This window comes from Stenotrophomonas sp. DDT-1 (assembly GCF_001580555.1).
GTDB classification, from domain to species: Bacteria; Pseudomonadota; Gammaproteobacteria; order Xanthomonadales; family Xanthomonadaceae; genus Stenotrophomonas; species Stenotrophomonas sepilia.
In genome coordinates this window covers 107143-132772 of sequence record NZ_LEKR01000006.1, presented here as the reverse complement: position 1 = coordinate 132772, position 25630 = coordinate 107143, and the positions used below count along the sequence as shown (strand labels likewise).

Here is a 25630-nt window from a genome sequence, read left to right as displayed (position 1 = left end):
GTCAATGCGCGACAGCTCCCTGCCCACGGTAGGTGCGGACCGTTGGTCCGCACGCTCCAGAGCGCAGCCGAGCGTCGGCTCGGCTCTACAGAGGCAGGTGTATCCCCGAAAACAAGAAGAGCGCGAGATCTCGAGGATCTCGCGCCCGGGTGGGAGCGGCGGGGGAGAGAGGACCCGCCGCCCCCGTTCCTGCGGGGGAACGCGCTTACTTCAGGTTCTGCGACCAGTAGGTCTCGATCTGGCGGACCAGGCTATCCGGCAGCGGCACGTAGTCCAGCTGGCGGGCCTGGGCGTCGCCGTTCTTGTAGACCCAGCGGAAGAACTCCTGGGTCGCCTTGCCATTGGCAGCATTCTTCGGCGTCTTCTGCACCAGGATGAAGTTGGTGGCGGTGATCGGCCAGGACTCGGCGCCCGGCGCATTGGTCATCACCAGGTAGAAGTCGCGGGCGTTGGCCCAGTCGGCGCTGGCAGCGGCGGCAGCGAACGAGGTGTCGCTCGGCTGCACGAACTTGCCGGCGGCATTCTTCATCGCCGTGTAGGAGAGCTTGTTCTGCAGCGCGTAGGACAGTTCGACGTAGCCGATGCCGCCCTTGATCTGCTTCACATAGGCGGCAACACCTTCGTTGCCCTTGCCGCCGATGCCGGCCGGCCACTGCACCGAGGTGCCTTCACCGACCGAGCTCTTCCACTCCGGGCTGACCTTGGACAGGTAGTTGACGAAGTTGAAGGTGGTGCCCGAGCCGTCCGAACGATGCACGACGGTGACCTTGGCGTTGGGCAGGGTCACGCCCGGGTTCAGTGCGGCGATGGCCGGGTCGTTCCAGGTCTTGATCTTGCCCAGGAAGATGTTGGCCAGCACGGCGCCGTCCAGCTTCAGGGCGCCCGGAGCGATGCCGGCCACGTTGACTACCGGCACCACGCCACCGATCACCGACGGGAACTGCGCCAGGCCTGCAGCAGCCAGGTCTTCCGGCTTCAGCGGCGCGTCGGAAGAGCCGAAATCAACGGTCTTGGCCTTGATCTGGGCAATACCGCCGCCGGAACCGATGGACTGGTAGTTGACCTTGTTGCCGGTTGCGGCGCTGTAGTCGGCCGACCACTTGGACATGACCGGGTAGATGAACGATGCACCCGCGCCGGTGATGTCGGCGGCGTTGGCGGCGAACACGGACGATGCAGCCAGGATGGCGACAGCGGCGCGCGATTTGAAGGCGTGGATCACGGGGAGACTCCTGGGGTGGTGGTCGAAGGGCGGTTGCCCGACGTTTTCGGTGCACATTCCATAACGGTTGCGTGACACGTCCGCGTCTGTCATATGACGCGGGCGTGACACGCGTCATGAGGGATGTCACGTCCGCTGTGCCGGCAGGGCGGCACGCGTACCGCTGCAACGACGAAGGCACGGCCGGGGCCGTGCCTTTGCGGTTCAATGCAGGTGGCTGGACTTACCAGAAGAACTGCGCGCGGGCTTCCAGGATGTTGGGATCGTCGTTGACGAAACCGCGCGCCGTGGAGCTGTACTTCTTGCTGTCGACCATCACGTAGTTGAGCATCAGCTTGAAGTTGGAACGCAGGTACCAGTTGGCGCCCACGGTCCAGATGTCCATCTTGCCACCCAGCACGCCATCGACGATCGGCGGGCGACCGGCGACCGGATTGGCGGCGAGGTTGCCGTCATTGAGGTCCATGTGGTCGTAGCGCACGCCCAGCTGCCACTGGCCGCCGGCCGGGTTGTTCGGCAGGCCGGTGCCCGGAGTGCCGCCCTTGTAGCTCCAGGTCTCGCCGGTGACGTTCCACACGCCGCTGATGTAGTAGCCGTCGCTGGTGTAGTTGTCGTGGTCGTAGCGCTTGGCCTTGCTGGTGTAGTACTCGGCCTGGGCCTTGAACGGGCCCTGGAAGTACATCGCTTCGGCACCGATGGTGCTGACGCGGTCGGTGTCGGTCAGGTTGCCGCTGTCGACCAAGCGGGCAGTGGCGAGGTCGGCATTCGGACGCGCGCGCACGCGCAGGGTGTCGGCGTCGGCGTCGTAGTTGACGTAGCTCAGACCGAAGTGCAGGACCTGGCCCTTTTCATTGATCGGGGCCCAGGTGCCACGCGCGCCGTAGCCGCTGCCGTGGGCCAGGTTGCGGGTCAGCTCGCGGCCGAAGGCGCTGGCGGTCACCGACCAGCTGTCCTGGCCGTAGCTGTACGCGCCGCCCAGGCGGCGGGCGATGGCGTAGGTATTGGTGACCGCTGCCTTGGAAATGAAATCGTTGTTCTTGGTGCTGGACAGTTCTTCCAGGCTGTTGGGCTGCTTGAACTGGCCCAGCTGCAGGAAGTGGTTGGCGTTGCCCAGCAGCTTGTACTTCACGTTGGTGTCGAGGAACTTGTCGGCCTTGGCGTCATAGCCGACCACCCACTCCACGTTGCCCGGGCCCTTGCCCTTCAGCACCAGCTCGGCGCGACGCAGTTCGAATTCGCTGTTCTTGCCGTTGCCGGCGTCGCCACCGTTGAGGTCGACCACATCGTTGTGGAACCAGTTGCCGTCGGCCTGGACCAGGCCTTCGAAGGTGATTTCCGAACCGCCGATCACGTCGATGGCGACTTCGGCGTGTGCAGCCGGCACATACAGCGCAGCAGCCACGGCCACCGTCAGGAGTTGGTGATGCAGTTTCATGGAGAGGAGCCTTGCAGGCAGGTGGGAAGATGCGCGCAGGCTAGAAGGTAAAGATTGCGTAAATGTGACAGTTCACGCGCGGCAGACATCCGCCGCAGGCCCCGTCACGGCAGGGCCTGCCATTGAAACCGCTTGCGTATGACGCCCGGATTGCGACCCGGTTGCAGTAGATCCACGCCCTGCGTGGATGCTGCCGTCACTCGGCCGTGGTCTTTTCCTTGAACCGGCACAGGTCGGCGATCACGCAGCCCGGGCAATCCGGCTTGCGCGCCTTGCACACATAACGTCCGTGCAGGATCAGCCAGTGATGCGCGTCGAGCAGGAACTCGGCCGGAATCACCTTCACCAGCTTGTCTTCCACTTCGCGCACGTTCCGGCCCGGCGCCAGTCCTGTGCGGTTGGCGACGCGGAAGATATGCGTGTCCACCGCCATCACCGGCTCGCCGAACGCGGTGTTGAGCACCACGTTGGCGGTCTTGCGCCCGACACCCGGCAGCGCTTCCAGCGCTTCGCGATCGCGCGGCACTTCACCGCCATGCTTCTCCAGCAGGATCGCGCAGGTGGCGATCACGTTCTTTGCCTTGGCGTTGAACAGCCCGATGGTGGCGATGTACTGCTTCAAGCCATCCTCGCCGAGCGCAAGGATCTTCGCCGGCGTGTTGGCGACCGGGAACAGGCGGCGCGTGGCCTTGTTGACGCCGACGTCGGTGGCCTGCGCCGACAAGGCCACCGCTACCAGCAGCTCGAACGGCGAGCTGTACTCCAGTTCGGTCTTCGGGTGCGGGTTGAGTTCGCGCAGGCGGGTGAACATCTCCACCACGTCGGCGCGTGGCATCGTGCCGCCACGCCGCGCCGGGGCGCGTGCGGTCTTCTTCGTGGTGGCCATTACTGTTCCTTGCCGCGGGCGCGGGCCTTGGCCCGGGCCAGAATCGCGGCTGCCGCAGCGGGCAGGGCGGGCTTCACGTCCGGGGCGGGTGCCGGGGTGCGGCGTGCATCGCGCTCGGCCTCGCGGCGGGCCAGGCGCACCGCACGGGCGCGGTGGCGTTCGCGTGCAGCCCAGGCCGCGCGCAGTTGCTGCTGGGCCTGGCACAGGCGTTGCGGAAGGTCGGGGTGGTCGGGCAGCAACCGGTCGTCGCCGGCACGGACGACGTAGTCCATCAGCCCGGCCTGCAGGGCGCCATCGAGATCGTCTGCCTGGACCCGGGCGAACAACTGCGCGGGGTTGGGTCGGGATGCCATGGCGTCAGCGGTTCTGGAAGGCCGGCGCGCGGCGTTGCAGGAAGGCGCTGGTGCCTTCGCGCATGTCCTCGGTGGCGAACAGCAGGCCGAACTGCGCACTTTCGTACTCCAGCCCGGCTTCCAGGCTGCATTCGCCGCCCACGTGCACCGCGTCGAGCAGGCCACGCAGGGCCAGCGGCGCCGAGCGCGCCAGCTGGCGGGCGACGTCCTGCACGCGGTCGTCCAGCGCGTCGGCCGGCACGACTTCGTTGACGATGCCCAGTTCCAGCGCACGCGCGGCGTTGATCGGCGCTCCCAGCAGGCACAGCTCCAGGGTAGCGGCGCGGCCGCACAGGCGCAGCAGGCGCTGGCTGCCGCCGAAGCCGGGGATCAGGCCGAGGTTGATTTCCGGTTGGCCGACCTTGGCGGTATCTGCGGCGATGCGCAGGTGGCAGGCCATCGCCAGTTCCAGGCCACCGCCCAGTGCGAAACCATTCACGCGTGCGATGACCGGCTTGGGCATGCGCTCGATCTGGCGCATCAGCGCCTGGCCCAGCAGCGAGAAATCACGTCCCTGAACGGCGCTGAGAGTGTTCATTTCCGCGATGTCGGCACCGGCCACGAACGCCTTGGGGCCCGCCCCGGTCAATACCACGACGCGCACTTCGGGATCGGCGGCGGCGTCCCTGAAGGCATCGGCCAGGGCCTGCAGGGTCGCGGCGTTGAGGGCATTGAGCTTGTCCGGGCGCTGGACGGTCACGGTGCGGATGGCGCCGTCGTCAGCGACAGCGATCAGGGCGTCGGCCACGGGGAAACTCCTGGAACGTTAAAAAAAAGTGATATTGAACTCTGCAAACGCAGACGGGTCATAGCCTGCATCGTGAGTAGCGGTTACACGTTGCGCCCGTTATCCTAACCCGTCGCCTCAGGGCGGCGCAGAACGTCCCTGAGTTACCACCCCTGGAGAACTGTTTGATGAAGTTGCGTTCTATCGCGGTCGCCGTCGCGGCCCTGGCCCTGACGGGCAATGCCTTCGCCCAGGACGTCTCGTCCGAAAAGGGCAAGCTGAGCTACTACTTCGGTTACGACTACGGCAACAACCTGGCGGAGCTGACCGGTCGTGGTGAGCAGCTGGACATCAACTCGGTGGTCAAGGGCCTGCAGGATGCCTACGCCAAGAAGCAGCCGGCGATCACCGCCGAGCAGCTGAAGCCGGCCGTTGAAGCGTTCCAGAAGCGCGAGCAGGGCCGTGCCCAGGCCGCCAAGGCCGAGTACGAAAAGGCGGCTGCCGAAAACAAGACCAAGAGCGACCAGTTCATCGCGGCGAACAAGGCCAAGGCCGGCGTGCAGTCCCTGCCGAGCGGCGTCCAGTACCGCGTGATCGAGGCCGGCAAGGGCGCCAAGCCGACCCAGGCCAGCACCGTGCAGCTGGAAGTGGCCGGTCCGTTCCCGTACGGCCAGCGCCCGACCGAAGCCCGCCCGGCCCAGCAGATCCCGTCGATCAAGGTCAGCGAAGTCGAAATGAAGGCCATGCGCGAGACCCTGCTGCAGATGCCGGCAGGCTCGAAGTGGGAAGTCACCCTGCCGCCGGACCAGGCCTACGGTGCCGATCCGCGCACCCCGTTCCCGCCGAACGTGGCTGTGCAGTTCGAGATCAAGCTGGTCAGCGTCAAGTAAATCGAAGCAGCAAACCAAACGCGCCGGTGACCCCACCGGCGCGTTTTTGTTTGCGCAGTGCGCGACCTGTAGCGCTGCGCCATGGGCGTCGTATCGTCCCGCGCAAATTCAGCCCGATCGCGCTACTGTTGGCGGGTGCAAACAATGGAAGAAACGGCGCGTGTTGTCGCAAGTCCCTGCATCGGAGTGTGCACGCTGGATCCGCACCGGCAATGCACCGGCTGCGGGCGGCATATCGATGAGATCGCGCGGTGGTCGTCGATGAGCAACGAGGAACGCAGCCGCATCCTGCATCGCGTGCAGCCCCTGCGCGAACAACTGCAGCAATCGCTGCGTGGCTCGCTGGCCGACCACGAGCGACTGATGCGCGCGCTGCACCCCTTGGCCCAACCACCTGAGGGCGACGGCTGGAACCGCAGTGAGCTGGTCGACCTGCTGCCGCCCGGGCCTCCGGTGGAGGCTGCGGTGCTGGCCGGCATCGTGCCGCGCGCCAACGGCGCACAGGTGATCCTCACCCGTCGCACCGAAACACTGCGCACCCATGGTGGCCAGGTCGGATTCCCCGGTGGCCGCACCGAACCCGATGACCGCGACGCGCTGGCGGCCGCGCTGCGCGAGAGCCAGGAAGAAATCGCATTGGCGCCCGGCCAGGTGCAGGCGCTGGGCTATCTCGATCCCTTCGTGACGATCACCGGCTACCGGGTCACGCCGGTGGTGGCGGTGGTCGATCCGGAGTTCGTGCCGGTGCCGCAGCCCAGTGAAGTGGCCGAGGTATTCGAGGTGCCACTGGATTACCTGATGGCGCCCGACAGCCTGCGCCAGGTCGAAATCAATCATCGCGGCCGGGTTCGCCACGTCCTTGAGTATGGCTGGCCGGGCCAGCGCATCTGGGGGGCGACCGCCGCCATTCTCTACAACCTGCGTCGCCGCCTGGAGCAAGTGCAATGAAGCCGATCGATCCGCCGTGGACCACCCTGGTCGATGTCGCCACCCTGGCCGCCGCGTTGGGCGAGGGCGTCCGCGTGGTCGACGCGCGCGCCACCGCCAGCACCGCGGTGCGCGTGGTCGATGCGCGTGCTTCGCTGGCCGACCCGCAGGCTGCGGGCGGCCAGTACCTGGCAGGGCATATCCCGACTGCGGTGCATGCCGATCTCAACCGTGATCTTTCCGATCTCAGCCGCGTCGGCCATGGTCGCCATCCATTGCCGGACAGCGATGCCTTTGCTGCGAAGCTGGGGCAGTGGGGCATCGGCCCCGACACCCAGGTCGTGGTCTACGATGGCAGCGACGGAAGCATGGCCGCCTCGCGCCTGTGGTGGCTGCTGCGCCTGATCGGTCACACCCGGGTGGCCGTGCTCGACGGCGGCATCGCCGCGTGGCAGGCCGCCGGCCACGCGTTGGAAAGCGGCCAGGCTGGGGTGAACGCGCTGCCTGATTACCCCGGCCGTTTCGACACCACCCAGATCGCCAACGCCGATGAAATCACCGCGCGGCTGAAGCATGCACCGGGCTGGCTGGTCGACGCGCGCGCGGGTGAACGCTTCCGTGGTGAAGTGGAGCCGCTGGACCCGGTGGCCGGGCATGTGCCGGGCGCGGTCAACCGCCCGTTCGCATTGAACGTACTCGACGGCCGCCTGCGCGACGCACAGGAGCTGCGCGCCGAACTGCAGGGCGTGATCGGCAACCGCGATCCGCAGCAGGTGGTGCTGATGTGCGGTTCCGGCGTGACCGCCTGCCACCTGCTGCTGGCGATGGAAACGGCCGGCCTGAGCGGCGCACGCATCTATGCCGATTCCTGGAGTGGTTGGGTGAGCGACAGCAGCCGCCCGGTGGCGACCGGCGCCTGAGCCGGTTGCGCAGCAACGGGATCCGACCCCGTGTCGATTCGAAGGATCGCGGAGATCTGTCGAAGGCGGGGTGGGTCCGGTTGCGGGGGTGTCCGCGGCATGGATGCCGCGGCCAAGCCGCCATGGATGGCTTTACGGCGTCCCCCGCAATCGGATCCACCCCGCCATCCCTCGGAATGCCAGCTCTTGACGTTGACGTTGCCTCTGCAGGTGCAGGGCGCAGCCCTGCTGCTTACTCCAACCCCTGCAGCGGCACCTTCGCCAGCACCCGCGCCCACGGGAACAAGGGCCCCGGATCGCGCTTGCGTGCCACCCTCAGCGTCGGATCATCGCTGGCCGGCATTTGCTCCAGATCCAGCTGGTCGTGCCCGGCAATCCGCCGCAGCGACGGATAGCGCGCCACCAGCGCCAGCAGCAGCCGCTCCAGCGCTTCCAGCTGTGGCTCGGTGTAGGCCTCGTCCATCGCCTGGTGGCGGCTGTCGAACCAGTCCGGATAGCGCCCGCGGTTGACCAGCTCGATGCCCAGCGTATGCGCGTTCATGCCGCGCACGTGATGGGCCACGCGTTCCGGCGCCACGTACTGCACCACGCTGCCATCGCGGTCGATGTAGAAGTGCCCGCTGTTGCCGGCGCCGCTGTCGTACAGCACGCGCTCGCCGTACTCGCGGGCCATCGCCAGATCGGGCAGCTCGGTGCAGTGGATCACCACCATTTCCAGCGAGGCGGGATCCCGCAGCGGCAGTCGGTCGTGATAGGGCAGGGGCTGCAGCTGCAGGCCGGGCAGGAGCGGGTTGGGCATCCGGCGATGCTAGCATTGCGGCATGAACCTGCCTTCCCTTTCCTCGCCGGCCCGCGCCCACGGAGCACGCGCATGAGCCGCGGCCACTGCATCCTCTCCCATGGCTTCGAAAGCGGCCCGGAGGCGACCAAGGTCACCGCGCTGGCCGAGGTGGCGCAACGCCTGGGCTGGACCCACGAGCGCCCCGACTACACCGACCTGGACGCGATGAGCGAGGTCAGCCGGGTGGGCGACGTGCCGACCCGCCTGCGCCGTCTGGTTGAACGCGCCGCCATCGCGGCCCGTCAGGGGCCGGTGGTGCTGGCCGGCTCCAGCCTGGGCGCGTACATCTCCGCCATCGCCTCGCTGCAGGTGCCGGTAGCCGGCCTGTTCCTGATGGTGCCACCGACCACCATGGGCCCGATGCCGGCGCTGGACGCCGCTGCGGTGCCGACCACGGTGGTGCAGGCCTGGCATGACGATGTGGTACCGGCTGCCGGCGTGATTGCCTGGGCGCAGGCGCGTTCGGCGCAGTTGCTGCTGGTTGACGACGGTCACCGCCTGGAGCGCCACGTGGAGGCCTCCGCGCAGGCCTTCGAGCGCCTGCTGCGGCAACTGTGAAGCCAGGGCGCACGGCGCGCCCGCCCGCATTGACTACAATGGCAGCCCCGCCGCCCCCGGCGCGGGCCTGCCGGCCGTGCCTACGGCCCTCCTTTCCGACCGGCCCGGCCCCTGTGCCGCGCCCGACCACCTGCGAACCGATCCCGTGAAATTCTTCGTCTCCTGCGCCAAGGGCCTGGAATACCTGCTTGCCGATGAACTGTCGGCCCTGGGCCTTGGCAAGGCCACCGCCACCATTGCCGGCGTCAACGCCGACGGCGAACTGGCGCAGGCGCTGCGGATCGTGATGTGGTCGCGCCTGGCCAGCCGGGTGCTGTGGCCGATCGACGAGTTCGACTGCCCGGACGAGCAGGCCCTGTATGACGGCGTGCGTGCACTGCCGTGGCACGAGCACATCTCGCCGGAGATGACCCTGGCGGTGGATGCGCACGTGTCCGGCGACAAGATCACCCATGCACGCTTCGCCGCGCAGCGGATCAAGGATGCGATCGTCGACCGCATGCGCGACGAAGGCCTGGAGCGGCCCTCGGTCAATACCGATCTGCCCGACGTGCGCGTCAACCTCTCGCTGCGCAAGGGCCGCGCCTCGCTGTCGATCGACCTCGGCGGTGGCCCGCTGCATCGCCGCGGCTGGCGCGGTGCCGCCCACGAGGCGCCGCTGAAGGAAAACCTGGCCGCCGCGCTGCTGCTGCGCGCGCAATGGCCGCGCCTGCATGCCGCCGGCGGTGGGCTGCTGGACCCGATGTGTGGCAGCGGCACGCTGCTGATCGAAGGCGCGCTGATGGCCGCCGACGTTGCTCCAGGCCTGATGCGGCATGGCAGCCTGCCGCCGAGCCGTTGGCTGGGCTTCGACAAGGCGGCCTGGAAGTCCATCCAGAGCGAAGCACGTGAGCGCGAAGCGGCCGGCCTGGCCGCGCTGAAGCCGGTCATCCACGGCAGCGACATCGACCCGGCTGCGATCCAGGCGGCCCGCGAGAATGCCGAGGTCGCCGGCGTCGCCCACGCGATCCGTTTCACCCGCGCCGATGTCGCCGACCTGGCCGCGCCGGAACAGGAGATCGGTGCGGTGGTCTGCAACCCGCCGTACGACGAGCGCCTGGCCGCCGATCCGGCGTTGTATCGTGCACTGGGCAATGCCTTGCAGAAGGCGGTGCCGCAGTGGCGCGCCAGCCTGCTGTGTGGCAATGACGAACTGGCCTTTGCCACCGGCCTGCGCGCCAGCAAGAAGTACCAGATGTTCAACGGTGCGCTGGAATGCGCGCTGATCGTCTGCGATCCGATCGCTGTGCCAGGCCGTGATCCGGCACAGCCCCGCGAGCTGAGCGAAGGCGCGCAGATGGTGGCCAACCGCCTGCGCAAGAACCTGAAGAAGTTCAAGAGCTGGCGTGCCCGCGAGGACATCACCTGCTTCCGCGCCTACGACGCCGACCTGCCGGAGTACGCGGCGGCCATCGACGTCTACGAGGAAGAGGGTGGCAGGCGGCGTACCTTCCTGCATGTGCAGGAATATGCGGCACCGGCGGCGATTCCCGAGAACGACGTGCGCCGCCGCCGCAATGAGCTGCTGGCCGCCGCGCGCGAAGTATTCGGCGTGCCGCCGGAGCAGGTGTCGATGAAATCGCGCGAGCGCGGCAAGGGCGGCAGCAAGTACGGCCGCTTCGAGCAGCGCGACGAGTTCATCGTGGTGCGAGAGAACAACGCGCTGCTGCAGGTGAACCTGTTCGACTACCTCGATACCGGCCTGTTCCTTGACCACCGCCCGCTGCGCCGGATGATGGCCGAGCAGGTGCGTGGCAAGCGTTTCCTGAACCTGTTCTGCTACACCGGCGTGGCCAGCGTGCAGGCCGCCGTGGCGGGTGCCGCCAGCACGACCAGCGTCGACCTGTCGGCTACCTACCTGCAATGGTGCTACGACAACCTGGCGTTGAACGGACAGGGGGGCAACCAGCACCTGCTGGTCCAGGCCGACGCGATGGCCTGGCTGGAAGGCGACCGTGGCCAGTACGACGTGATCTTCTGTGACCCGCCGACTTTCTCCAACTCCGCACGCGCCGACGACTTCGACGTGCAGCGCGAACAACTGAAGCTGCTGCGTGCGGCGGTGGCGCGGCTGGCACCGGGTGGCGTGCTGTACTTCTCCAACAACTTCCGCCGCTTCAAGCTGGAAGAGAACGCCATCGCCGAGTTCGCCCAGTGCCGCGAGATCACCGCACGCACGATTGGTCCGGATTTCGAGCGCAACGCGCGCATCCACCGCGCGTGGGAACTGAAGCGGTTGGGGTAAGCCCGGTAGTGCCGGCCGCTGGCCGGCATTACCGCATCTGGTCCGTAGATCCACGCCATGCGTGGATCGGCCTAAAGCACCAACAATCGCCCCGGCGCATGGGCCAGGGGCCAATGGCCCTGTTCGTACAGCGCAAGCACAGGCTCCCAGTGTGCCGGCAGGCCGAGATGCATCTCCAGCAGGCGTTGCCGGAAGGCGAACATCGCCCCATCGCGCGCCACCAGCTGCAGGTCATGTGCACCACAGCGCAGTGCCGGCAGATCCAGTGCCGAAAGCGCGCGCATCAACGTGCGGTTGAGTTCGCGTCGGGCGTCGGCGAGTTCGGCGGGATGGGGCAGGGCGCCGTGAAACGGATCCGAATCGCCCAGTGTCGTGGGCATCCATTCGAAACCATCGGTATCGATGGTCCGCAGTGCTTCGGCCAGCGACCGAACGGCGACGACGCCGGCCGTTATGGGCAGTGTTTCACCCAACCGGGAAAAAAAGCCGATTCCAGACATCCGCTGCAGCATGCTATCCATACGGGCATTGTAGATCCACGCCATGCGAGGATGCCGCTGTCCCCGTCCTGCGGCTACAGCAATTCCAGCACCAACCCCAGCACCGGCAGCGCGATCGCCAGCGGCGCAATCCACGTTGGACGATACGGATACAACCCGAACGACAGCGTCACGCCGGCCAGGGTCATTGCCCCCAGCCACAGCACCGGGCCCATCGCCCAGCCGTGGTCGGCCACGCACAGTGCGAACGCCGCCGCCAGCAGCGCCCAGCCCAGCACCCGCCACTGCATCCGCCGTGCGGGTGCGGCCGCGGCCTTGCCATGCAGGTCGTGCTGGTGCTTTTCCATCGACAGCGACAGCGCGGTGAACGCAGAGAACGACAGCGCCAGTGCCAGCAGCATCATGCGCTGGCCTCCGCTTCGGCCGCTTCTGCAGTGTTCACCGATGCCTTCGGCGCAGCCGCAGCGGCCGCACGTTTCTTCTTCTCGGCCGCACTCAGCGGTGGCGTCCAGCGCTGCATGCGCCAGCCGCACAGCGCCAGCATCGCGCCGAACGCGATCATCGAAAGATCGACGCCGGCCAGTACCCAGTCGCCGCTGCGCAGTGTGATGCCCAGATGCGCGTGCGTGGTCAGCGCATTGACCACCGGCACCAGTGCGAACGCGGCCGCACCCAGGTACAGCTGCCACGCCCACATCATCCGCTTCGGCCAGATGAAGGCGGCCAGCAGCGCGCCGCCCCAGGCGTAGAAGAACACGTTGGCCTCGGCATTGGAGCGCTCGGCGATCTGCAGCGGCAGCAGGCGGTTGCCCCAGAAGTACGCCGCGAAGGCGATCGGCAGGCCGGCCACGGTGCCGATGTTCAGCGCATCGACCAGGCGCAGGCCGAATCCGGTACGCCCGTTCCTGGCATGCCTGGGACGCTCCTTCACCGCCCACAGCACCACGCCGCTGGCGACCATCAGGCAGCCGACCAGGCCGGACAGGAAGAACAGTGCGCGCAGGCCCCAGTCGGCGAAGCGCGCCAGGTGCAGGCCATACAGCACGCCACGGGTGGCGGTGGCGCCGCCGGACGGCGGCGTCTCTTCCAGCAGCGCACCGTTGACCATGTTGTAGCGCAGCGCCGGGGTGTCGGTGGACAAACGCCTGCCGTCGCGTTGGCGGATGTCGATCACCGCATTGGCAGCGCCCGGGTTGGACACGGTGAAGCCGGCCACTTCCACGCCGTGCCAGTGTGCACGCGCGCTGTCCAGCAGCTGTGCGATCGGCAGCGGCGTGGCGCGGCCTTGTGCCGGCGCGGTCACCTCTGGCATGCCGCCGAAGGCTTCGCTGAAGAACTTGTCCTCGTCCTGCGGGTAGGCAACTTTCACCCCCCACGGCAGGTACATGATCATCAGAGTGACGATGCCGGTGTAGGTGATCATCGCGTGGTACGGCAGGGCCATCACCGCGCTGACGTTGTGGAAATCCAGCCAGGACCGCAGGCCCTTGTCCTTGCGGAAGGTGAAGAAGTCCTTGAAGATTTTCTTGTGGGTGATGACGCCGGTGATGATCGCCACCAGCATGAACATCGCGCAGAACCCGACCAGGTAGCGCGCCCAGTACACCGGGATGTAGTGCAGGTCGAAGTGCAGGCGGTAGAAGAAGTCGCCGCCACGGGTCTCGCGCGCCTTCAATGCCTGGCCGGTGTTCGGATCGAGCGTGGCGTCGCCGAAGCCACCGCGACGGCCACGACTGGGGTCAGCCAGTTCCGGTGGCAGCCGCCAGAACAGCTGCATGGCCGGGTTGCGCGGCTGCGGCAGGGTGACGAACCAGTTCTCGGCGTGGCTCGCATTGGCCTGCAGGTAGTCCACCGCGCGCTGCGCGGCCACGTCGATGCTGACGTTGCTGGACGGCAGCTCCGGGCGCATCCAGCGACTGATTTCCTCGCGGTAGTAGCTGGCCGTGCCGGCCATGAAGATCAGCAGCAGCAACCAGCCGACCAGCAGGCCCGTCCAGGTATGCAGCCAGGCCATCGACTGGCGGAATCCGTTCTTCATGCCCAGGCTCCCAACAGGCGTGCGACCGCCGCCATCAGCAGGGCGGGGGCGAGGATGCCGACCCAGGCCCGCAGCGCGCTGCGGGTGGCGAAGGCCCACAGCGCCGCGCAGGCAGCCACCAGAATGGCCAGCAGCATGCCGGTCAGCACGGTCTGGCCGCGCGCGCCGGGCAACGCCACCGCGCAGAACACGCTGGTCATCGAGGCCAGCGCATAGCCGCCGAAAATCGCGGCCAAAGCGCGTGACAGCACGCCCCAGCGCGGGTTGGAGAACAAGGTGCGGGGGCTGGCGGGGGTGGGCGAGCGGTCCACGGCGTTCCTGAGGTAGGAGAAGGGATGGAACGCGTCCGCGGCCCCCTTGCGCCCTGCGCATGTCGCCCAGCGTGTCCCATCGACGAAGCACTGCCCGCGCAGACGGGCAGCCCAGAAGTCGGGGCAGTACACGGGCGATGGGCACGTCTTCGTGCCCGTTTGGCTAAGCGTACAACCGATCAGTAAATGATATGTATTCGCATTTTATGAATCAAGCGTGCTGATCGTAGGCGTTGGCCGGGGCTAGAACCTGAACACCACGGTTGCCGCATGCAGCAGCAGGCCGATCAACCCGCCCACCAGGGTGCCATTGAAGCGGATGAACTGCAGGTCGCGACCCACGCTCAGTTCCAGTTGCTCGACCAGGTGCCGCTCGTCCCAGCCCTTCACGGTCTGCGCGATATGCGTGGTCACGCCCTCGCGCAGGCGCCCGGTCAGGCGCTGCGCACCTTCCAGCAGGTGCTGGTTGAGGGCCTCGCGCAGGGCCGGGTCGGCCTGCAGGCTGCTGCCCAGCGACGCCAGGCTGCGCTGCAGGTGGCCGACCAGTGCCGAGTCCTCGCGTTGCAGGTCGGCGCGCAGGCTGGCATGGATGCGCGCCCACAGCCCCTGCACGTAGTCCTGCAGGGCGGGGTGGTCGATCATGTCCTGCTTGAGCTGTTCGATGCGCTCGGCCAGCGCCGGGTCTTCGCGCAGGCGCTGCACGTAGTTCTGCAGCCAGGTCTCATAGTCCTGGCGCAGCGGATGCTGCGGCTCGGCCAGCACCTGTTGCAGTTCTTCCAGTACCGCCCGCGCCAGGCGCTCGGCCAGGCTGTCGCCGATCTCGTCGATCGGCTTGACCCAGTTCACGGTGCTCGACAGCGTCGGCCATTCGCGCTGGATGTAGCGCACGATCAGCTGCGAGGCGCGTTCCTTCACCTCCGGCTGCTCCAGCCAGCGCCCCAGCCGCTGCAGGCCCTCGTCCAGCACGCGCTGGTGGCGTCCATCGGCGGTCAGCAGGGCCAGCAGTTCACCGGCGGTGGCAGCGGCATTCCACTGCCGCAGCTGCTGCACCACGAAGGCGTGCAGTTGCCGGCGTACCGCGGCTTCGTCGAAGAAATCCAGTGCCTGCAGCGCCCAGCTGCGGGCCATGTCGGCCAGCATCCGCGAGCGTGCCGGGTCGGACAGCCAGCTGCCGAGACGGCTGGCCGGATCGAACACCTGCAGCTTGGCCAGCAGCACACCTGGCTCCAGGAACTGGTCGCGCACGAACAGCGCCAGGCTGTCGCCGATGCGCTCCTTGCTGCGCGGGATGATCGCGGTGTGCGGAATCGGCAGGCCCATTGGCCGCCGGAACAGCGCAACGACTGCGAACCAGTCGGCCAGCGCGCCGACCGCAGCGGCCTCGCAGAAGGCCGAAACCCAGGCCCAGATGCCGCGTTCGCCGTGCCAATGGCTGACCGCGAATCCGGCCAGCATCAACAGCAGCAGGCCCAGTGCGAGGGCTTTCAGGCGCCGCAGCTGGGCGCGGCGCGGATCGTGGGCAGGCGTCATTGCACGAGTCTAACCGCAGCCCGGTGATGCCTGCCTGTAGAGCCGAGCCCATGCTCGGCTGCCTTGCGTGCGGCAAACCGCAGCCGGGCATGGGCCCGGCTCTACATGAGAGGTTCGCGTCTTTTTAAAGCGCTTCCAGTTGCTTGCGCAGCGCGGCCAGCTGGGCGCGCAGGGTGTCGTTCTCGCGGGTCAACGCGACCACGCGGCGGCGCAGGGCCGGGGCATCCTCGCCCAGCTGTTCCAGCGCCAACAGCACTTCGGCGTCGCGGCTGGCGATCTCGTCCTCGCTGGGCTCCTCGAAGTCCATCTCGGCCGCGTCCGGCTTCGGCGCGCGCGGCTTGCGTTTGGATTCGCGCACGCGCTTGGCCGCCTGCTTCAGCTCGTCCTTGCCACCGGCGGCGGCGGCGCGCTGCTCCTCTTCGGGCAGGTCGGCCACGGCTGCAGCGGCGCTGATCGAGATCACGCCGGCCTTCACTGCCTCCACCACTTCGGGGGCAGCCTGGGCGTGGATGCGCTCGATCATGCCGACCTGGCTGGTACTCAGCTTGGCTTCGCGGGCCAGCTCGGCGCGGCTGAGCTTCGGTGCCGGCTCCCACGGCGGGCTGTCTTCGCCCGCCTCATCGGCAATCTCGGCGGTACCGTCGCTCTCGCGCTGCAGCTGCGCCTGCTCGACCTGCTTGCGGGCGGCCAGGATGTCGCGCTTGCGCAGCGCCAGCACACCGCGCTGGAAATCGGACACGCTGCGGCGGCCCAGATGCTGCTCGATCATCCACAGGTGCACGTCTTCCATGCTCTGGAAGCGCGTGTTCTGCACGGTGTTGAAGGGCAGGCCATGCTTCTGGCAGATGCCGAAACGGTTGTGACCATCGACCAGCACATTACCCCACAGCACCAGCGCATCGCGGCAGCCTTCGGCCAGGATGCTGCGCTCCAGCGCGTCATGTTCGTCCGCGGTCAGCGGGTCGATGTAGGCCTTGAGTTCTTCTTTGACGACGATATCCATGGGCACGGCAGCGAGCAGGAGCGGAACCGCCCATTGTACCCGCTCGCCACCACCGGCCCGGGCTCAGGCGGTGGCCCCGATCATCTCGCCCAGGGTGCCGGTGATCTGGTCGATCTGTGCCTTGTCCACGATCAGCGGCGGCGACAGCGCGATGATGTCACCGGTACAGCGCACCAGCAGCCGGCCGTCGTGGAAGCAGCGCCGGAACACCTCGTAGCCGCGGCTGCCAGGTGCATCGCGGCGCGGCGCCAGCTCGACCGCACCGACCAGGCCGAAGTTGCGGATGTCGATCACGTTGGGCAGGCCCTGCAGCGCGTGCAGCCGTTCCTGCCAGTACTCGCCCAGTTCGATGGCGCGCTCGAACAGGCGCTCCTCGGCGTAGACGTCCAGTGTTGCCAGCGCTGCGGCGCAGGCCAGCGGGTGCCCCGAGTAGGTATAGCCGTGGAACAGCTCGATGGCCTGCGGCGGGGCCTGCATCAGCGTGGCATGCACGGCGTCGCTGGCCAGCACGCCGCCCAGCGGCACCGCGCCGTTGCTGACCGCCTTGGCAAAGGTCAGCAGGTCCGGGGTGACCCCGAAGCGCTGTGCGGCGAAGGGCATGCCGACCCGGCCGAAACCGGTGATGACCTCATCGAACACCAGCAGGATGCCGTGGTGGTCGCACAATTCGCGCAGGCGCTGCAGGTATCCGGGCGCGGGCAGGATCACCCCGGCGGAGCCGGCGATGGGCTCGACGAAGACGGCGGCAATCGTCGAGGCGTCATGCAGCGCGATCAGCCGTTCCAGGTCGTCGGCCAGCTCCGCGCCCTGGCGCGGCAGGCCCTTGCTGAACGCGTTGCGCTGCAGGTCCAGGGTGTGGCGCAGATAGTCCACGCCCCCCAGCTGCAGGCCGAACGCCCTGCGGTTGTTGGGCAGACCGCCCAGTGCCATGCCACCGAAACCGACGCCGTGATACGCCTTCTCGCGGCTGATGAAGCGCGTGCGCTGGCCCTCGCCACGCTGGCGGTGGTAAGCCAGCACGATCTTCATCGCGGTATCCACCGCCTCCGAGCCGGAGCTGGTGAAGAACACATGGTTGAGCAGGGCCGGAGCCAGTGCGGCCAGCCGCTGTGCCAGCGCGAAGGCCGGCGGCGAGCCCATCTGGAAAGCGGGCGAGTAGTCGAGCGTGCGTGCCTGCCCGGCGATGGCCTCGACGATGCGCGGTCGCGCGTGGCCGGCGTTGCAGCACCACAGGCCGGCGGTGCCGTCAAGGATCTGTCGGCCATCGATGTCTTCGTAGTGCATGCCTTCGGCGCGGACCAGCATGCGTGGTGCCGCCTTGTACTGGCGGTTGGCGGTGAATGGCATCCAGTAAGCGTCCAGTGACTCGGGGCGCTGTGTGGCCAGGTCGTGCAGGTCGCTCGCGGAACGCTTCATGCCAGCTCCATCGGGTCCGATGCGATGAATGTAGCGCAGCCACGTCACGGCGGAGTCGCGGTGACCCCGGTATAACCAAGGTTCGTTGAATGCTGGAGCTTCCCATGGTCGATTTTCCCGACCGCAGCCATTGGCAGGTGCTGGCCCTCCAGCTGTCGATGCCAGGCCAGGCCTTCATCGATGGCCGCTATGTCGATGCAGCCAGCGGCGCCCGTTTCGACTGCGTCAGCCCGATCGACGGTCGCGTACTGGGGGAGGTCGCCGACTGCGACGCGCAGGACGTGGAGCGCGCGGTAATGGCCGCGCGGCGCAGCTTCGAGGCGGGGCACTGGTCGCAGGCAAGTCCGTCCCATCGCAAACGCGTGCTGCTGGCCTTGGCGGCGTTGGTGGAAAAGCACGCCGACGAGCTGGCCCTGCTGGAAACCCTGGACATGGGCAAGCCGGTGCGTGATGCGCGCCGCATCGACCTGCCAGGCGCGGTGCGCTGCCTGCGCTGGACCGCCGAGGCCGTGGACAAGCTGTACGGCGAGATCGCGCCGACCGGCCCGCACGAACTGGGACTGGTCACGCGCGAGGCCGCCGGGGTCGTGGCCGCGATCGTTCCGTGGAACTTTCCGCTGCTGATGGCTTGCTGGAAGATCGCGCCTGCATTGGCCATGGGCAACTCGGTGGTACTCAAGCCGTCCGAGCGGTCACCGCTGAGTGCGCTGCGGCTGGCCGCACTTGCGGCCGAGGCGGGCCTGCCAGAGGGCGTGCTGAACGTGCTGCCGGGGTACGGTGCGCGCGTCGGTGAGCCGTTGGCCCTGCACATGGATGTGGACGTGCTCGCCTTCACCGGCTCCACCGCCACGGGCGCGAAGCTGCTGCAGTGTTCAGGGCGATCCAACCTCAAGCGGGTCTGGCTGGAGTGTGGCGGCAAGAGCCCGCATGTGGTGTTCGCCGACGCCCCTGATCTGGACGCCGCCGCGAAGGCGGTGGCACAGGGTATCTTCTTCAACCAGGGCGAGGTCTGTACCGCAGGTTCGCGGCTTCTGGTACAGCGTTCGATCCGCGAGGATTTCGTGCATCAGGTGGTTGCCTATGGCCAGCACATGCACCCCCGCCATCCATTGGACCCCGATGCGCCGATGGGCGCGCTGGTGGATGCCGCGCACCTGGACAAGGTGATGGACGATATCGCGCGCGCCGAAGGCGAGGGCGCCCGGTTGCTGCTGGGTGGGCGGCGCGCCGAAGTGGAAGCCGGCGGCAGCTACGTCCAGCCCACCGTGTTCGACCAGGTGCGCCCGGAGCAGGCACTGGCGCGCGAGGAAGTGTTCGGGCCGGTGCTGGCCGTGCTGGGGTTCGAAGACGAGGCCGAAGCGGTGCGCGTGGCCAATGACAGCCGCTACGGCCTGGCCGCCGGCCTGTGGACGCGGGACCTGGGGCGGGCCCACCGCGTCGCGCGCCAGCTGCGCGCCGGCAGCATCTGGGTGAACGGCTGGGATGGCGGGGACATGACCGCTCCGTTCGGTGGCTACAAGCAGTCCGGCAACGGGCGCGACAAATCGCTGCATGCGTTCGACAAGTACAGCGAGATCAAGGCCACCTGGATCCAGTTGTAACGACGCGATTGCTGGACGGCTGTTCGCTCTCTGTAGAGTCGAGCGATGCTCGACTGCCGTTCGTTCTTCCGTGGAGCCGAGCCATGCTCGGCTGCATCTCGCGAAGAACCGTCGAGCATGGCTCGACGTTACAGGCGCCTGCCCCCTCGTTGGCATCGGTGTCGGCTGAAACCATCGTGCCGTACCGCCGCCAGCCCGTGGCAGAATCGGGCGATCTGCCATTGCCCATGTTGCCGATGTCCTCGATCACCGCTGCCGCGCCGCCCGTGAATTCCCCCCGTCGTGTGCTGCTGGCCAGCCTGATCGGTACCACGATCGAGTTCTTCGACTTCTACATCTACGCCACGGCCGCGGTGCTGGTGTTCCCGCACCTGTTCTTCCCGGACAGCAGCGAACAGGCAGCCCTGCTGCAGTCGCTGGCAACCTTCGCGGTGGCCTTCATCGCACGCCCGGTTGGCTCGGCAGTGTTCGGCCATTTCGGCGATCGCATCGGCCGCAAGGCCACCCTGGTGGCTGCGCTGCTGACCATGGGGCTGTCCACGGTGCTGATCGGCCTGCTGCCGACGCACGCACAGATCGGTCTGTGGGCGCCGGCGCTTCTGGCGCTGTGCCGTTTCGGCCAGGGCCTGGGTCTGGGCGGGGAGTGGGGCGGGGCAGTGCTGCTGGCCACCGAGAACGCACCGCCGGGCAAGCGTGCCTGGTACGGCATGTTCCCGCAGCTGGGTGCACCGCTCGGCTTCCTGCTGTCGGCCGGCATCTTCCTGGTGCTCGGCCGTTGCCTGAGCCAGGCCGACTTCCTGCAGTGGGGCTGGCGCATTCCGTTCGTGGCCAGCGCGCTGCTGGTCGGCCTCGGCCTGTGGGTGCGGTTGAACATCCACGAGACCCCCGACTTCAAGCAGGCGCTGGAGCGCAAGGCGCCGGTGCGGCTGCCGATGTGGACGGTGCTGCGTGACCACCCGGTGCCGATGCTGCTGGGTACCCTGGGCGCGTTCGCCACCTTCGTGCTGTTCTACCTGATGACAGTGTTCAGTCTGGGCCATGGCACCGCGGTGCTGGGTTACAGCCGCGAGCAGTTCCTGCTGATGCAGATGGCCGGCATGCTGTTCTTCGCGCTGGGCATCCCGCTGTCGGCGCGCTATGGCGACCGCTGGGGGACGCGCCGCACGATGATCGTGGCCAGTGTGCTGATCATCGGTTTCGGCGTGCTGTTCGCGCCGCTGTTCCAGCCGCACAGCCCGTGGATGGTCACCGCCTTCCTGTGCCTGGGCCTGTTCCTGATGGGCCTGACCTATGGCCCCTGCGGTACCTTCCTCGCCGAGGTCTACCCGGTGGAGGTGCGCTACACCGGCGCATCACTGTCATTCAACCTGGCCGGCATTCTGGGTGCGGCACCGGCGCCGTACCTGGCCACCTGGCTGGCCGAACGCTTCGGCCTGGTCGCGGTCGGCTACTACCTGTGCCTGACTGCGGCAGCGACGCTGTGCGCGCTGGTGGCACTGCACCGGCGCGCGCTGCGGTTCAGCCAAAGAAGCGCTTGAGCGTGCGTCCCAGCCAGCCACCGCCCTGGTGCTCGCGGGTGAACTGGTTCAGGTGCGCCTTGACCTGTTCGGCATAGGCCTGATCATCGCCGCGGATGTGGTTGAACAACCAGCGCGAGAGCATGGTGCGCAGTTCGTCGCTGATGTCCTCGCCGGCCTGGAAGCGCAACCGGTACTCGGCCACGCGCTTGATGAAGATCTCATGCACGCGCTTGTGCGCTGCACAGAACGGGTAGCCCGCCTCCTCCATCAGCTCTTCCTCGAACGCGAAGTGCGACATGGTGTAGTCGACGACTTCGTCGATCACTTCACCCACCGCTGCACGCTGCAGGCTGGTCTGCGCCACGTGCAGGTGGTTGAGCATCTCGATGATGCGGCGGTGTTGTTGGTCGATCACATCGATGCCGATGTTCAGATCGTCCTGCCAGACAAGTAGTGCCATCCCCGGCTCCCCTTCATGCGTATGTCGGGGCCGACTGTAGAGCTGCCGTGCGGGAACGGCGTTGATCTGGATCAAAGCGAGCCGGTCAGGTCAGCGCAGGCTCGCGTGGACGCAGCGGGCTGGCCACCGTGGTGCAGCTGACCCGGTTGCGGCCACCGGCCTTGGCCAGGTACAGCTGGCGGTCGGCCTCGGAGATCAGCCGGTGCAGCGCATCGCGCTGCGGGCGCAGGCAGCACAGGCCGATGCTGACCGTCATGCGCAGGGTAGCGGTGCCGATGTCCACCTCCAGTGCGGCGATGCGCTGGCGCAGCTCCTCGAAGTACAGCAGCGCCTCGTCCTGTTCCATGTCTGGCACCAGCAGGCAGAACTCCTCGCCGCCGAAGCGCGCGATCAGGTCGTGGCTGCGTGCATGCGCGGTCACCGCGCCGGCCACCGCGCGCAGCGCGTCGTCGCCTGCTTCGTGGCCATGGGTGTCGTTGATGTGCTTGAAGTGGTCGATGTCGATCATCGCCACCGCCACGCATTGGCCGTGCAGCTGCAGCTGCGGCAGCTGGCGCTGGCTCTGCTCCAGGAAGAAGCGCCGGTTGGGCAGGCCGGTGAGGAAGTCGCGGGTGGCCAGGTCCTGCAGGGTGCCGATCAGTTCCAGCTGGTCCACGTTCTGCGAGACGCGGCAGAAGAACTCCTCGCGCGAGAACGGCTTGCGCAGGAAATCGTTGGCGCCGTTCTTCAGGAAGCGCGGGATCAATGAGGCGTCGGTATTGCCGGAGATGCCGATCACCGCCACCTTGTCGCGCGAGCGCAGGGTGCGGAGGCGACGGGTGAATTCCACGCCTTGCATGCCGGGCATTTCCTGGTCGACCACCGCCAGGCGGATCGCCGGATGTGCCTCGATAGCAGCCAGGCCCTCGTTGCCGTCGGCGGCTTCGTGCACCTCATGCCCATACATCCGCAGCAGGGCGGCGGCATAGCCACGCGCGGACGGCGAATCGTCCACCACCAGCGCGGCGATGCGCCGGTTGCGTTCCAGCCGCTGCACCAGCCATACCAGGTAGTCGATGCTGCCGGGGGTGTTCTTCAGCACGTAGTCGATGATCTGCTGCTGCAGCACGCGCTTGCGCAGGTCCTCGTCGTAAACGCCGCTGACCACCACCGTCGGCAGGTCGCGCTTGAGGAAGAATTCGACCACTGCATCGCGGTCGCCGTCGGCCAGCACCAGTCCGGTCAGCACCAGGAACCAGCCTCCGTCTTCGCTGAGCAGCCGGTCGGCCTCGGCCAGGGTGGAGGCGATCACCACCGGCAGTTCCAGGCGCTGCTCGATGGCTTCGCGCAGCATGCCGGTGAACGCACGGGAGTTTTCGACCAGCAGGATCCGCTGCGGCAGCGGATCGGCCAGGTCGCCATCGACGGCGGCCTGCGGCAGCACGGGCATGATGCGGTGGCTCACGAGGGAGGGACTCGGCACGGATAGCGGCGGTTTCGGGTGTAACTTTAGCGGGGCAGTATGCCCTGCGTGTCGTTCGGCGATCAGGCGGGCGATGCGAATGACGCCGCTGTGCCCGCAATGGATTCGTGCAGGACGAGCCGGAGCCGGTTGCCACGGCAATGCACCGTACCGCCGTAGGCCATTATCCGGCCGGCCAGACGCTCCGTGGCCTGCTGAACGGTCCCACTCGACAGCGTGCAACTGCGGTCAAGCAGGCCCACGACCACCACAATGCCGCGGCGGTCGCCAGCCTGGCCGCTCCGGGCGCGCACGCTGACCTGTCCCGACTCCAGCTCCAGCAGCAGCGACACCGCCTCGATCAGCGAGCGATAGATGGCGAGCTGCAGGTCAACAGTCAGCAGGCAGGGGTTGCCCTCCAGCCGGGGCGGTATCACGCGATGGGAGTTGTCCCAGTTCTCGCATGCGCCGCCAACGCGCAGCGCGATATACAGCCCAACCTGCTCCAGCCCCGTGGGGTAGACCAGACTGGCCTGTTCACGGAACAGCCGCGAATGCACGGATGAAGCGTGCTGCAGGCTGTTGGCCACCGCGTGATGCCCCTGCGCCTTCAGCCAGCTGACCATCTCGCCGAGCGAGCTGTCCATGCCTTCGCCGAGTTGCTTGAGATGGGAGGCGCGCTCGCGAAGTTCACGCTCATGGATCTGATGCGAACTACGTGCCAAGCGCAATGTGGTTTCCTCAGCCAGTCCACGGGACCGTGCACGCTCGTGGTGATAGCTGATGCTGGATCCCAGGGCGAGCAGTGCGACACTCATCACGGCCATGTTCTGCTGGGTGGCGAAGGTGCCCAGGTCGAACGAGGACGGTAGGCCGGTGCTGGGAGTGGCGAAATGGAGTGGAAGGTTCAACAGCGGAATCGCGATGGCAGCGCCACGCCACCCATGCATGAAGGTCAGGGCGATCGCCGGTAGGGAGGACAGCAGCACCAGGTGGGTGCGTGTGGTGTGGGCGCTGATGGCCGTAAGCTGCATGCACAGGGCCAGGACCAGCATCACCAGGATGGCCGTGACCGTAGGTGCAGCAAAGCGGCGCGTCCAATTGGGAGCCGCGCCTCGTCGCGACCAGAGGAATGCCAGTGGCACGAGGGTAATGATGGCGGCGAAGTGGCCAAAGATCGTGCGATCAACTGCGCCAAGCAGGTTGCTCGGCGGCGGGTTCGACCACAGGGCGAATGAAATGCCCATATTGAGAGCCGGGACGAACAACGCCGTGCAGAAGGTCAGCGACAGCAGCCAGAGGCCGGCGGCGGACTCCGATGGCATTCTCATGCGGTGCAGGTGGACCACCAGCATCGCCATCGGCATCAGCAGCGTCGAGGCCAGGATGACCCAGGCCAGGCCGTAGCTGTCGATCATGGGGATGCGCAGGGTTGCGAAGTAGGCGTACTCGCCAAGCAGCAGGTAGGGCCACAGGCGGGTCGGGACGACCAGTAGTGCCGCTGCCCGGATGCCCGCAGGCAGGAAGAACTGATCCAGCGAGTACTGACGCAAGGAAAGGCAGCTCAGGGCGTAGGCGGCCGCGAGTGCGATTCCGACGGGTCGTATCCGGAAGCTCAGTTCAATCGATTCATTGAATCGCTCCAAGCCCGCGCCTCTCGTCTCCCGGCCAATGATGACTGGCCACTTCCGTAGACATTATCGACAGTCGGAGAAGGGCGCAATCGAGGTGCGTGGCTTCCCCTTGTGCTGCAATTGCCGGCTTCCTGCGCTTCGTGGCCCTACACGGTCAGCAGTGCGTCGGCATAGCCACCAGCGGACGGTGAATCATCCACAATCAGCGCGTCCTCGGTTCGATCACGTTGCAGCCGTTGCACCTGCTACGTTCGGCAGTTGATGCTGTCCACTGTGTTCACTATCGCGCAATCGACAATGTCCTGCTGTTACACGCGCCTGTCCAGGTCATTTGTCGCAGATGCAGCTGACCCGCACCGTGGGCGGGTTTCGCTACGGGTATTGGCGATTTCGGCCGCAGCTTCGGCGTGGCATGGGTTTGTATCGATCCAGTGGATTATGTCCGACAGGCACTGCGGAGTCTGCCCGGTATATGCTGACGTGATTGGCGGTAGCATCCTTCTTGATCCGTATTGCATCCAACCTGGAGGTTAGTGTGAGAAGTTTCCGAATTCATGCATGTGCTGGTGCATTGATGTTGGTGCCGGTATCCGTTTTTGCTTTTGCCCCGAGTGACGACCATGGAATCAAGATGGCCGGCCAAGGACTCGGCCAGTCGATTCCGCAGGCACAGGACCTGAGCGTGGATCCCGGCTGGTTGGTCTATGGGTTCGAGCGCGATGGCATGGATTATTTCCAGGTAAACGATCTCGCGGGCCACGTGCACATCGTGATCGGCAATGCTGCGGGCACGTTCTGGGTACTGCCGGCAGGTGACCCATCTGCGAAGGTGTCGTTGCCTGAGCAGCGCCTGCCTGTTCCCGCCAAAGCCACCAGGACGGTTGTCTATCGGTCCCCCGCATTCACGCTGGTCAGATATGCAAGCGGAGCTGATGTCTTGTGGGCGGTAGAGGCACCCTGATACCGCCTGTTGCCGGGATATCGGAGAGCTTCAGTGTCAGACCGCATGGGCACCCGGATGTTCGCCGGGTGCCCATGACGCCTTTGGCCAGCGGGATGAGCGGGACGTTCATGCGATACCGCTGCGTTGGTTC

24 protein-coding genes are annotated in these 25630 nt (G+C 67.0%); 8 read left to right on the top strand and 16 right to left on the bottom strand.

Translation table 11 applies throughout. The annotated features are described in order from the left end of the window. Window positions 1-205 precede the first annotated feature (205 nt). From pstS to AB839_RS05095, 5 genes are all read right to left on the bottom strand, one after another. Window positions 206-1222 (bottom strand): phosphate ABC transporter substrate-binding protein PstS, encoded by a 1017-nt coding sequence (pstS, locus tag AB839_RS05115; protein WP_005415897.1) that lies wholly within the window; start codon window positions 1220-1222, stop codon window positions 206-208. A gap of 223 nt (window positions 1223-1445) precedes the next feature. Next, window positions 1446-2657 carry an OprO/OprP family phosphate-selective porin gene (locus tag AB839_RS05110; protein ID WP_061478536.1) on the bottom strand — a complete coding sequence of 404 codons (1212 nt, stop codon included), beginning with the start codon at window positions 2655-2657 and terminating at the stop codon, window positions 1446-1448. A 196-nt stretch (window positions 2658-2853) separates the two neighbouring features. Continuing rightward, window positions 2854-3543, bottom strand: coding sequence for an endonuclease III (gene nth, locus AB839_RS05105; protein WP_053501078.1), 690 nt, complete (start codon window positions 3541-3543; stop codon window positions 2854-2856). Next, on the bottom strand, window positions 3543-3896 hold the full coding sequence (locus AB839_RS05100; RefSeq protein ID WP_061478535.1) for a hypothetical protein: 354 nt from the start codon (window positions 3894-3896) through the stop codon (window positions 3543-3545). The genes nth and AB839_RS05100 overlap by 1 nt, the downstream gene beginning before the upstream one ends. A gap of 4 nt (window positions 3897-3900) precedes the next feature. After that, window positions 3901-4683, bottom strand: a complete 783-nt coding sequence (locus tag AB839_RS05095; RefSeq protein ID WP_061478534.1) for an enoyl-CoA hydratase-related protein — start codon at window positions 4681-4683, stop codon at window positions 3901-3903. Between the two features lie 167 nt (window positions 4684-4850). On the opposite strand from AB839_RS05095, the gene AB839_RS05090 reads away from it, so the two are divergent. The 3 genes from AB839_RS05090 (at window position 4851) to AB839_RS05080 (ending at window position 7399) form a co-directional block, all read left to right on the top strand. Beyond that, window positions 4851-5552 (top strand): FKBP-type peptidyl-prolyl cis-trans isomerase N-terminal domain-containing protein, encoded by a 702-nt coding sequence (locus AB839_RS05090; RefSeq protein ID WP_005408797.1) that lies wholly within the window; start codon window positions 4851-4853, stop codon window positions 5550-5552. 144 nt (window positions 5553-5696) lie between these two features. After that, window positions 5697-6500, top strand: a complete 804-nt coding sequence (locus tag AB839_RS05085; RefSeq protein WP_061478533.1) for a CoA pyrophosphatase — start codon at window positions 5697-5699, stop codon at window positions 6498-6500. Then, a complete protein-coding gene (locus AB839_RS05080) occupies window positions 6497-7399 on the top strand; it encodes a sulfurtransferase (protein WP_061478532.1) in 903 nt (300 codons plus the stop codon). The genes AB839_RS05085 and AB839_RS05080 overlap by 4 nt, the downstream gene beginning before the upstream one ends. Window positions 7400-7631: 232 nt before the next feature. Here the strand turns inward: AB839_RS05080 and AB839_RS05075 are convergent, their stop codons facing one another. Next, window positions 7632-8198, bottom strand: a complete 567-nt coding sequence (locus AB839_RS05075; protein WP_061478531.1) for an N-acetylmuramoyl-L-alanine amidase — start codon at window positions 8196-8198, stop codon at window positions 7632-7634. A gap of 72 nt (window positions 8199-8270) precedes the next feature. Here AB839_RS05075 and AB839_RS05070 point away from each other — a divergent pair, with 72 nt between their 5' ends. Beyond that, window positions 8271-8798, top strand: a complete 528-nt coding sequence (locus AB839_RS05070; RefSeq protein WP_024958728.1) for an alpha/beta hydrolase — start codon at window positions 8271-8273, stop codon at window positions 8796-8798. Between the two features lie 145 nt (window positions 8799-8943). Beyond that, complete coding sequence (gene rlmKL, locus AB839_RS05065; RefSeq protein ID WP_061478530.1) at window positions 8944-11082, top strand: bifunctional 23S rRNA (guanine(2069)-N(7))-methyltransferase RlmK/23S rRNA (guanine(2445)-N(2))-methyltransferase RlmL; 2139 nt, start codon at window positions 8944-8946, stop codon at window positions 11080-11082. 71 nt (window positions 11083-11153) lie between these two features. On the opposite strand, the gene AB839_RS05060 is transcribed toward rlmKL, so the two are convergent. The 7 genes from AB839_RS05060 to AB839_RS05030 all read right to left on the bottom strand — a co-directional run bounded on the left by AB839_RS05060 (window position 11154) and on the right by AB839_RS05030 (window position 17880). Next, entirely contained in the window at window positions 11154-11627 is a 474-nt protein-coding gene (locus tag AB839_RS05060) for a hypothetical protein (RefSeq protein ID WP_061478529.1), read from the bottom strand. A 29-nt stretch (window positions 11628-11656) separates the two neighbouring features. Further along, window positions 11657-11986 carry a DUF3325 domain-containing protein gene (locus AB839_RS05055; RefSeq protein ID WP_005415908.1) on the bottom strand — a complete coding sequence of 110 codons (330 nt, stop codon included), beginning with the start codon at window positions 11984-11986 and terminating at the stop codon, window positions 11657-11659. Continuing rightward, window positions 11983-13620, bottom strand: a complete 1638-nt coding sequence (locus AB839_RS05050) for a PepSY-associated TM helix domain-containing protein (RefSeq protein WP_061478528.1) — start codon at window positions 13618-13620, stop codon at window positions 11983-11985. The genes AB839_RS05055 and AB839_RS05050 overlap by 4 nt, the downstream gene beginning before the upstream one ends. Further along, the gene (locus AB839_RS05045) at window positions 13617-13931 is read right to left on the bottom strand and encodes a DUF3649 domain-containing protein (RefSeq protein WP_061478527.1); all 315 of its coding nucleotides are present in this window, start codon (window positions 13929-13931) and stop codon (window positions 13617-13619) included. Before AB839_RS05045 ends, AB839_RS05050 begins: the two co-directional genes overlap by 4 nt. Window positions 13932-14174: 243 nt before the next feature. Further along, window positions 14175-15461, bottom strand: coding sequence for a DUF445 family protein (locus AB839_RS05040; protein ID WP_061478526.1), 1287 nt, complete (start codon window positions 15459-15461; stop codon window positions 14175-14177). A 124-nt stretch (window positions 15462-15585) separates the two neighbouring features. Next, on the bottom strand, window positions 15586-16464 hold the full coding sequence (locus AB839_RS05035) for a hypothetical protein (protein ID WP_061478525.1): 879 nt from the start codon (window positions 16462-16464) through the stop codon (window positions 15586-15588). Between the two features lie 63 nt (window positions 16465-16527). Continuing rightward, window positions 16528-17880 carry an aspartate aminotransferase family protein gene (locus AB839_RS05030; RefSeq protein ID WP_061478524.1) on the bottom strand — a complete coding sequence of 451 codons (1353 nt, stop codon included), beginning with the start codon at window positions 17878-17880 and terminating at the stop codon, window positions 16528-16530. Between the two features lie 104 nt (window positions 17881-17984). Between AB839_RS05030 and AB839_RS05025 the strand changes: the two genes are divergently transcribed. Together AB839_RS05025 and AB839_RS05020 are read left to right on the top strand one after the other, a co-directional pair. Next, a complete protein-coding gene (locus AB839_RS05025; protein WP_061478523.1) occupies window positions 17985-19481 on the top strand; it encodes an aldehyde dehydrogenase in 1497 nt (498 codons plus the stop codon). Window positions 19482-19717: 236 nt separating this feature from the next. Next, on the top strand, window positions 19718-21019 hold the full coding sequence (locus tag AB839_RS05020) for an MFS transporter (RefSeq protein ID WP_061478550.1): 1302 nt from the start codon (window positions 19718-19720) through the stop codon (window positions 21017-21019). Here the strand turns inward: AB839_RS05020 and AB839_RS05015 are convergent. The 3 genes from AB839_RS05015 to AB839_RS05005 all read right to left on the bottom strand — a co-directional run bounded on the left by AB839_RS05015 (window position 21000) and on the right by AB839_RS05005 (window position 24548). Beyond that, window positions 21000-21461, bottom strand: a complete 462-nt coding sequence (locus tag AB839_RS05015) for a bacteriohemerythrin (RefSeq protein WP_049416324.1) — start codon at window positions 21459-21461, stop codon at window positions 21000-21002. The two genes, AB839_RS05020 and AB839_RS05015, sit on opposite strands and share 20 nt — an antisense overlap. A gap of 85 nt (window positions 21462-21546) precedes the next feature. After that, window positions 21547-22890, bottom strand: a complete 1344-nt coding sequence (locus tag AB839_RS05010; RefSeq protein ID WP_061478522.1) for a diguanylate cyclase — start codon at window positions 22888-22890, stop codon at window positions 21547-21549. A 95-nt stretch (window positions 22891-22985) separates the two neighbouring features. Then, window positions 22986-24548 (bottom strand): MASE1 domain-containing protein, encoded by a 1563-nt coding sequence (locus tag AB839_RS05005; protein WP_061478521.1) that lies wholly within the window; start codon window positions 24546-24548, stop codon window positions 22986-22988. Window positions 24549-25110: 562 nt separating this feature from the next. Between AB839_RS05005 and AB839_RS05000 the strand changes: the two genes are divergently transcribed. Continuing rightward, window positions 25111-25497: a hypothetical protein gene (locus tag AB839_RS05000; RefSeq protein WP_229298531.1), complete on the top strand. Its 387-nt coding sequence runs from the start codon at window positions 25111-25113 to the stop codon at window positions 25495-25497. The last annotated feature ends 133 nt before the right edge of the window (window positions 25498-25630 follow it).